This window comes from Halomonas sp. BM-2019, assembly GCF_017584085.1.
The window spans coordinates 2,202,969-2,211,034 of sequence record NZ_CP071922.1 but is presented as its reverse complement, the minus strand read 5'-3'; the positions used below and the strand labels follow the sequence as shown (position 1 = coordinate 2,211,034).

8 protein-coding genes and 4 tRNA genes are annotated in these 8,066 nt (G+C 68.3%); 10 read left to right on the top strand and 2 right to left on the bottom strand.

The genetic code is table 11. The features are described 5' to 3' along the window. Window positions 1-159 precede the first annotated feature (159 nt). A complete protein-coding gene (locus tag J5F18_RS10995) occupies window positions 160-492 on the bottom strand; it encodes a Grx4 family monothiol glutaredoxin (RefSeq protein WP_346298684.1) in 333 nt (110 codons plus the stop codon). 185 nt (window positions 493-677) lie between these two features. Here J5F18_RS10995 and argF point away from each other — a divergent pair, with 185 nt between their 5' ends. Both argF and J5F18_RS10985 read left to right on the top strand, forming a co-directional pair. Next, the gene (argF, locus tag J5F18_RS10990) at window positions 678-1,598 is read left to right on the top strand and encodes an ornithine carbamoyltransferase (protein ID WP_346298683.1); all 921 of its coding nucleotides are present in this window, start codon (window positions 678-680) and stop codon (window positions 1,596-1,598) included. A gap of 80 nt (window positions 1,599-1,678) precedes the next feature. After that, window positions 1,679-1,984 carry a hypothetical protein gene (locus J5F18_RS10985; RefSeq protein WP_346298682.1) on the top strand — a complete coding sequence of 102 codons (306 nt, stop codon included), beginning with the start codon at window positions 1,679-1,681 and terminating at the stop codon, window positions 1,982-1,984. Between the two features lie 177 nt (window positions 1,985-2,161). On the opposite strand, the gene J5F18_RS10980 is transcribed toward J5F18_RS10985, so the two are convergent. Then, a tRNA-Ala gene (locus J5F18_RS10980) sits at window positions 2,162-2,237 on the bottom strand. Between the two features lie 193 nt (window positions 2,238-2,430). Between J5F18_RS10980 and J5F18_RS10975 the strand changes: the two genes are divergently transcribed. The 8 genes from J5F18_RS10975 to J5F18_RS10940 all read left to right on the top strand — a co-directional run. Beyond that, entirely contained in the window at window positions 2,431-3,078 is a 648-nt protein-coding gene (locus J5F18_RS10975; RefSeq protein ID WP_346298681.1) for a response regulator, read from the top strand. A 72-nt stretch (window positions 3,079-3,150) separates the two neighbouring features. Then, complete coding sequence (gene uvrC / locus J5F18_RS10970) at window positions 3,151-4,965, top strand: excinuclease ABC subunit UvrC (RefSeq protein ID WP_346298680.1); 1,815 nt, start codon at window positions 3,151-3,153, stop codon at window positions 4,963-4,965. Window positions 4,966-5,034: 69 nt separating this feature from the next. Further along, complete coding sequence (gene pgsA / locus J5F18_RS10965) at window positions 5,035-5,583, top strand: CDP-diacylglycerol--glycerol-3-phosphate 3-phosphatidyltransferase (protein WP_346298679.1); 549 nt, start codon at window positions 5,035-5,037, stop codon at window positions 5,581-5,583. A gap of 81 nt (window positions 5,584-5,664) precedes the next feature. Further along, window positions 5,665-5,739 (top strand) — tRNA-Gly (locus J5F18_RS10960). Between the two features lie 37 nt (window positions 5,740-5,776). Continuing rightward, window positions 5,777-5,850, top strand: a tRNA-Cys gene (locus tag J5F18_RS10955). 30 nt (window positions 5,851-5,880) lie between these two features. After that, window positions 5,881-5,967 (top strand) — tRNA-Leu (locus J5F18_RS10950). Between the two features lie 59 nt (window positions 5,968-6,026). Next, window positions 6,027-7,172 (top strand): FUSC family protein, encoded by a 1,146-nt coding sequence (locus J5F18_RS10945; RefSeq protein ID WP_346298678.1) that lies wholly within the window; start codon window positions 6,027-6,029, stop codon window positions 7,170-7,172. Then, on the top strand, window positions 7,153-8,066 hold a 914-nt coding region (locus tag J5F18_RS10940; RefSeq protein WP_346298677.1), incomplete at its 3' end, for an FAD-binding protein. The genes J5F18_RS10945 and J5F18_RS10940, both read left to right, overlap by 20 nt.

The window sequence follows — 8,066 nt, the reverse complement described above, 5'->3', positions numbered from 1 at the left end:
GCCAACGAAAAAACCCGCTGGAGTCGAGCTCCAGCGGGTTTTTCGTTCTCGGCCTCGACACCTTCCGCCCGTTGCTTACCTGCCGGGCGCTAGGCGCTTGTAGCTGGGCGCTGCCCGAAGGGCGCTAGGCGCTTGTAGCTGGGCGCTGCCCGAAGGGCGCTAGGCGCTAGGATGTTTGGCCGCGGTTTCCTTGATCAGCGTCTCCAGCTCGCCGCTCTGGTGCATCTCCATGACGATGTCGCAGCCGCCTACCAGCTCGCCCTCGACCCACAGCTGGGGGAAGGTGGGCCAGTTGGCGAACTTGGGCAGCTCGGCGCGGATGTCCGGATTGTCGAGCACGTTGACGAAGGCAAAGCGCTCGCCGCAGGCCATCAGCGCCTGCACGGTCTGGGCGGAGAAGCCGCACTGCGGCAGCTGGGGCGTGCCCTTCATGTAGATCAGGATGGGGTTCTCGCCGATCTGGCGCTGGATGTTCTCGAGGGTGGTGCTCATGGCATCTCCATACTGGTGTGGCGAAATCGTCAGGTCGTGATGGCCGACTCCCGGGGAATCGCCCCCCGGGCAATACCCGAGTCCGCCAGTGGGTCTTGATGATGGCCCATTCTACTGATCCGGCGCGCGTTGCGCATCCCCCGGCGGCTGGCTAGGATGGACGTTTTTTCCCGTGGAGCACCCCTATGGCCAGCCGCCATTTCCTTACCCTGCTGGACCTGAGCCAGGATGAGCTGCACTACCTCATTCAGCGCGCCATCACCATCAAGAACGAGCTCAAGGCCCAGGGGCCGGTCTATGCCCCCTTCCGCAACCGCACCCTGGCGATGATCTTCGAGAAGTCCTCGACCCGGACCCGGGTCTCCTTCGAGACCGCCATGGCGCACTTCGGCGGCCACGCGCTCTTCCTGTCGCCCCGCGATACCCAACTGGGCCGCGGCGAGCCCATCGGCGATACCGCCCGGGTGCTCGCCGAGATGGTCGACATCGTGATGATTCGCACCTTCTCCCACGCCGGGCTCGAGGAGTACGCTGCGGCCAGCGAGGTGCCGGTGATCAACGCCCTCTCCGACGACTACCACCCCTGCCAACTGCTCGCCGACGTCATGACCTGGACCGAGCTGCGCGGCAGCGTCAAGGGCAAGACCGCGGTGTGGATCGGCGACGGCAACAACATGTGCCACTCCTGGATCAACGCCGCCCGCCAGTTCGACTTCCGGCTGCGCATCTGCTGCCCGGAGGGCTACGAGCCGCGCCAGGAGATCCTCGCCGCGGCCGGGGACCGGGCGACGATCCTGCGCGACCCCATTGATGCCGTGGTCGACGCCGACCTGGTGACCACCGACGTCTGGGCCTCCATGGGCCAGGAGGAGGAGCAGGCCAGGCGCGCGGCGGACTTCGCCGGCTTCCAGGTGACCGAGGCGCTGCTCGATCGTGCGAAACGGGACGTGCTCTTCCTCCACTGCCTGCCCGCCCACCGCGGCGAGGAGATCAGCGCGACCCTGCTCGACGACCCGCGCGCCGTGGTCTGGCAGGAGGCCGGCAACCGTCTGCACGCCCAGAAGGCGCTGATCGAGTTCCTGCTGCTGGGGCGCGTGGAGAGCTAGGACGGTCTTAGACTTTGGTCGATACGACCTTGGTGGTATAATGGGCCGCAGCATCCCTGAGCCTCAAGGAGCTGCGGCCCATGACGATCGACGCCTCCCCCAACGCCTTCCTGCAGCGCAGCCTGCGCCACTGCCTCTCCCGCATGGCCGCCTTGCTCTACCGCCATGGCCATGTGCTGGAGATGGTCTCGGTGCCCCACCGCGGCCTGGACCGCGCCTCCCTCGACGACCTGGGCCGCGCCTCCGCCGAGTGGCGTACCTGCCAGCAGGTGCTGGAATCAAGCGAAGCCGCCACCTGGAACGAGCACAACCGCTTCGTGCTCACCCCCCTCGGCCGCGAGCTGCTGTTCGACATGTTCGGCCAGGGCGCCGCCGACTGCACCTGACGCCGGCACGAGACCTCGAACACCACGGCCCCGCCCGACCTCGCCGCGGCCGTGGCAATTTGTGGCAAGGCGACAACCCCAGAGCCCCGCGCATGACAGAGCTTTCGCTTCACCGCGAGCATGCAAGAAAAAGCCGCCTAGCGGTTTTCGCTAAGCGGCTGATTCACAATGTCTTGTTGGTGGAGCCTAGCGGGATCGAACCGCTGACCTCGACACTGCCAGTGTCGCGCTCTCCCAGCTGAGCTAAGGCCCCACACCGTCTCGCCCTTCGCGAGAACGAGGCAAATCATACGCCTCCCCCTTCTGCGCGTCAACCCCCGACCCGCTTCCCCCACCTGATTCCCAAGAATACTTTCCACCCCCGACCGAGTTGTGCCACTCTTTGGGTACGGGAGACCTCATCCCTTCCTGCCACTCCCCATAATACTCACTCAGGAGCCGATGCCTTGATCCGGGTACTGATTGCCGACGACCATCACCTGGTGAGGACCAGCATCGCCCACCTGCTGAACGCCGAAGAGGACATCAGCGTGGTCGGCGAGGCCTCCAACGGCGAGGACGCCATCGCCGAGACCCGCCGCCTGTCGCCCGACGTGGTCCTGATGGACATTCGCATGCCGGGCATCGGTGGCCTGGAGGCCACCCGCAAGATCCATCGCACCCAGCCCGACACCCGGGTCCTGGTGCTGACGGCCTGGCTGGAGGAGACCTTCGCCCAGCGCCTGCTCGACGCCGGCGCCTACGGCTTCCTCAGCAAGGGCTGCCAGCACGACGAGATGGTGACCGCCATCCGCGGTGTCTTCGGCGGACAGCGCTATGTCAGCCCCGAGGTGGCCCAGCGGCTGGTGCTGTCGCGCATCGACGCGCCGGAGAACCCCTTCGACCAGCTCTCCCAGCGCGAGATGCAGGTGGCGATGATGATCGTCAACTGTCAGAAGGTGGCCGACATCTCCGACCGGCTCTTCCTCAGCCCCAAGACGGTCAACACCTATCGCTACCGCATCTTCGACAAGCTGGGCGTGAATACCGATGTGGAACTGACCCACCTCGGCCTGCGCCACGGCCTGGTCGAGGGCTTCGCCAGCCTCGAGTGAGATCGCCCGGGGCCACCCGCCCCGCGCGATCTGCTAGGATGGCACTCTCGCCACTTCGGCCTCAGCGTGTGCATGAGCTTCGATCACCGACACTTCCTCGACACCGTCAGCGAGTCCCCGGGCATCTATCGGATGCTCGACGCCCAGGGCGACACCCTCTACGTGGGCAAGGCTCGCCGCCTGAAGGCGCGCCTGGCCAGCTATTTCCGCGGGACGCTGAACGCCAAGACCCAGGCGCTGGTGGGACGCATCGCCGATATCCAGGTCACCGTGACCAACAGCGAAACCGAGGCACTGCTGCTCGAGCAGACCCTGATCAAGGAGCTGCGCCCGCCCTACAACATCCTGCTGCGCGACGACAAGTCCTACCCCTTCGTCTTCGTCACCGACCGCCACCCCTACCCGGCGCTGGAGTACAAGCGCGCCCGCGCCCGCCGCGATGACGGTCGCTACCTGGGCCCCTACCCGAGCAGCCTGGCGGTGCGCGAGAGCCTGTCGCTGATGCAGAAGATCTTCCGCATCCGCAGCTGCGAGGACAGCGTCTTCGCCCACCGCACGAGGCCCTGCCTGCAGTACCAGATCGAGCGCTGCAGCGCCCCCTGCGTCGACTACATCAGCCAGGCCGACTACCGGCGGGACCTGGAGCATGCCGTGCAGTGCCTGGAAGGCCGGAGCGAGCAGGTGACCCGGGAGCTCACCGCGGCCATGGAGGCGGCCAGCCAGGCGCTCGCCTTCGAGGAGGCCGCCCGCCTGCGCGACCAGATCCAACAGCTGCGCCAGCTGCAGCAGCGTCAGTTCGTCGACACCGGCGATGGCGATGCCGACGTCTTCGCCCTGGCCAGCCGCCCCGGGGCGCTGTGTATCTCGGTACTCAGCGTGCGCCAGGGGCGCCTGCTGGGCGCCCGCCACCAGGCGCCGGCCAACGGGCTCGACCTCCCCCCCGAGGCGCTGCTCGCGGAGTTCGTCAGCCAGTACTACCTGGGCCAGGCCCGGGAGATTCCCCGCGAGGTGATCACCAGCCATGCGCTGGCGGATCGCGAGCTGATCGGGGCGGCCCTCGGCGAGCGCGCCGGCAAGCGCGTGCGGCTCACCGACCAGGTGCGCGGCCATCGCGCCCAGTGGAAGGCGCTGGCCATCACCAACGCCGAGCAGCAGCTGGCTGGCCAGCTGGCCAGCCAGGCCCAGCTCACGCGGCGCTTCGCGGTGCTGCGCGAGGCCCTGGGGCTGGAGACGCCCCCGGCACGCCTGGAGTGTTTCGACATCAGCCACAGCCACGGCGAGGCCACGGTGGCCTCCTGCGTGGTGTTCGACGAAAACGGGCCGCGCAAGTCCGACTATCGCCGTTTCAACATCGCCGGGGTGGCCGCCGGCGACGACTATGCGGCCATGCGCCAGGCGCTGGTCCGACGCTTCCAGCGCCTTCGCGAGGGCGAGGGCGTGCGCCCCGACGTGCTGCTGGTCGACGGCGGCAAGGGCCAGCTCAACCTGGCTCGCGAGGTGTTCGCCGAACTCGGCGTCGAGGGCGTGACCCTGGTCGGCGTCGCCAAGGGCACCACCCGCAAGGCGGGGCTGGAGACGCTGTTCCTGGAGACCGTCGAGCGCACCCTCGACCTCGACGCCGCCTCCCCGGCGCTCCACCTGATCCAGCAGGTACGCGACGAGGCCCACCGCTTCGCCATCACCGGCCACCGCACCCGCCGCGACAAGGCGCGGCGCACCTCCACCCTGGAGGGCATCCCCGGCGTGGGGCCCAAGCGCCGCCGCGAGCTGCTGCGCTTCTTCGGCGGGCTGCAGGGCGTGAAACAGGCCAGCCGCGAGGAGCTGGCCCGGGTGCCCGGCATCAGCGCCACCCTGGCCGAGGCGATTCATCGCGCCCTGCATGGATGATAGGTCCCAAGGCGGATAGAATAGGCGGGCGCCTCGGCACCACCCCACCGGCAAGGACAGCGTCACCCGATGAACATCCCGAATATCCTCACCCTGGCCAGAATCGCCTTCATCCCGCTGCTGGTGGTGCTCGTCTACCTGCCCTTCACCTGGAGCATGCCGCTGGCCGCCGGCCTGTTCGCCCTGGCGTCGATCACCGACTGGCTGGACGGCTACCTGGCGCGCCGCTGGAACCAGTCGACCCCCTTCGGCGCCTTCCTCGACCCGGTGGCCGACAAGCTGATGGTGGCGGTGGCCCTGGCGCTGATGATCGAGCGCTACGACGCCGTCTGGCTCACCCTGCCGGCGCTGGTGATCATCGGCCGCGAGATCGTCATCTCGGCGCTGCGCGAATGGATGGCCGAGATGGGCAAGCGCGGCAAGGTGGCGGTCTCCTGGATCGGCAAGGTCAAGACCACCCTGCAGATGATCGCGATCTTCCTGCTGCTGGCCTTCGCCCCGGGCACCCCCATCGCCACCCTGGCCGTGGTCACCCTGCACGTGGCCGCCGTGCTGACGCTGTGGTCCATGGTCCTCTACCTGCGTGCCGCCTGGCCGCACCTGAGCGACTCCATGTAGGTCGCAATCGAGAGTCCGTCGGCATCGATCAAAAGCGTTTGACAGTCACCAACTTATCCGTATAATTCGCTCTCGAGTCAGGCGGGAATAGCTCAGTGGTAGAGCACAACCTTGCCAAGGTTGGGGTCGCGAGTTCGAATCTCGTTTCCCGCTCCATCTTCCCCCGAGGAGATGGCCATGAATGGCTCGACAAGGCTGGATGGCAGAGTGGTTATGCAGCGGACTGCAACTCCGTGTACGCCGGTTCGATTCCGACTCCAGCCTCCACCTCCCCCTTTTTCCGCTCGACACCGTGCCGCCCGGATGGCGAAATTGGTAGACGCAAGGGACTTAAAATCCCTCGGTGGCGACACCGTGCCGGTTCGAGCCCGGCTCCGGGCACCAGTCTCCCCGTCCTTCGCCTGGAGCGATCCCCTTGCGGCGCACCAACGGGGCCTCGCCTCATGAACCTGCCGCCCCTGCGCGATCCCTTCTTCACCTATCGCTATCGCCGCCGCCTGCATGTGCTGCGCGTAGTGCTGGCCCTGACGGTCACCTTCGTCATCATTCGGCTGTTCGAGATCCCCCACTCCAGCTGGGCACTGGTCAGCACCGTCATGGTAATGGGTAACCTGCCGCACATCGGCGGGGTGCTCGACAAGGGCCGCCAGCGACTGCTCGGCACCCTGCTCGGCGCAGGGTCGGGCCTGGTGCTCATCCTGCTCCCGCCGGGCCTACCCCTGCTGATCCCGGCCGGCAGCCTCGCCGCGATCGGCGTCGCCACCTGGCTCACCTTCGGCAATCGCCACGGCTACAGCGGCCTGATGTTCGCCGTCAGCCTGCTGCTGGTGATCGGCGACGGCAGCCACGACCTGGGCGTCGGCCTGTGGCGCGCCTTCGACGTGCTGCTGGGCACCCTGGTGGGCATCCTCGTGACCGTGCTGGTGCTTCCCCAGAAGGCCACCGACATGATGCGCTTCATGCTGGCCGAGAACCTCGATCGCATGGCTCGACTCTTCCATGTCCATACCACCGCTGCGACCGCCCTGGACGTCGACACCCGTGCCCTGCTCAAGGCCACCAGCTCGGCGTTGGTCAAGCAGCGCGGCCTGGTCGACGCCATCCATCGCGAGCGGCGACTGAACCGCGAGGAGCTCGATGACATCATCTCCCTGCAGCGCCGCATGCTCTCGACCATCGAGCTGCTGCTCGAGACCCACTGGACCACGCGCCAGGGCCACGACCGCATCGAGGCCATGGCGGGCCTGCGTGACGAACAGCACCGGCTCGCCCGGGAACTCGGCACCCTGGCCTTCCAGGTGCGTACCGGCCAGCCCATCGAGGTCGAGATCAGCCAGTTCGACCTGCAGCGCCACGCCGCCCTGGCCACCAACGCGCGCAGCGACGAGGGTCGCGTGCTGTTCAGCCCCAGCGGCTATCTGTGGCTCAATCGTGAACTGGCCCGCCTGACCCAGGCCCTGGTCACCCGCCTGGGCGGCCTGACCCGCCTGCCCAGCCGTCGCCTGCGCCGCGCCTCGGGTCGCCGGTGGGCGCGACGCGACCTCGCCCCCCTCGACAAAGGAACGCACGATGCCCCACGGCAACCATGATGTGCTGATCATCGGCGGCGGCGTCGCCGGCCTGGTGCTGGCCCTGGAGATCGCCGACCGCCGCGGGGTCACCCTGCTGCGCCCGGCCAGCGACGATCAGGGCGCCAGCCGCTGGGCCCAGGGCGGCATCGCCGCGGTCCTCGCCCCCGGCGACGATTTCGACGCCCACGTGGCCGACACCCTGGTGGCCGGCGACGGCCTCTGCGACGAGGCCGCGGTCCGCTTCACAGTGGAGCAGGGGCCGGCCGCAATCCAGTGGCTGCTGTCGCTGGGGGTCCCCTTCACCCCGGACCCTAGCCCCGATGCCGGCTACCCTTACCACCTGACCCGCGAGGGCGGCCACGGTGCCCGGCGCATCATCCATGCCGCCGATGCCACCGGCCTGGCGGTGATGGAGACCCTCAAGGCCCATGTGGCGGCGCACCCGGCCATCCGGGTGCACGACGACCTGACCGCCATCGGCCTGATCGCGGATAGCGCCGGCCACTGCCGCGGGGCACGCTGCCTGGACACCGCGGGACGGCGCCATGAGCTCCTCGCCGCCGACACCGTGCTGGCCACCGGCGGCGCCAGCGGGCTCTATCGCCACACCACCAGCCCCCATCCCTCCTGCGGCGAGGGCATGCTGATAGCGGCGGAGCTGGGCGCCGAGCTGATGAACCTGGAGTTCCAGCAGTTCCACCCCACCTGCCTCTACGACCCAGAGGGCAGCCCCTTCCTGATCAGCGAGGCGGTGCGCGGCGAGGGCGGCCGGCTGCTCAACGTCCGCGGCGAGCGTTTCATGCCCGCCCTGGACCCGCGGGCCGAGCTCGCCCCGCGGGATATCGTCGCCCGCGCCATCGATGCCGAGATGCAGCGCACCGGCAGTGACCACGTGCTGCTCGATATCCGCCA

Bases quoted from the DNA above. Each gene is read 5' to 3' on its own strand.
- J5F18_RS10995 (WP_346298684.1), bottom strand. From the start codon at position 492: ATGAGCACCACCCTCGAGAACATCCAGCGCCAGATCGGCGAGAACCCC.
- argF (WP_346298683.1), top strand. From the start codon at position 678: ATGGCCAGCCGCCATTTCCTTACCCTGCTGGACCTGAGCCAGGATGAG.
- J5F18_RS10985 (WP_346298682.1), top strand. From the start codon at position 1,679: ATGACGATCGACGCCTCCCCCAACGCCTTCCTGCAGCGCAGCCTGCGC.
- uvrC (WP_346298680.1), top strand. From the start codon at position 3,151: ATGAGCTTCGATCACCGACACTTCCTCGACACCGTCAGCGAGTCCCCG.
- pgsA (WP_346298679.1), top strand. From the start codon at position 5,035: ATGAACATCCCGAATATCCTCACCCTGGCCAGAATCGCCTTCATCCCG.
- J5F18_RS10945 (WP_346298678.1), top strand. From the start codon at position 6,027: ATGAACCTGCCGCCCCTGCGCGATCCCTTCTTCACCTATCGCTATCGC.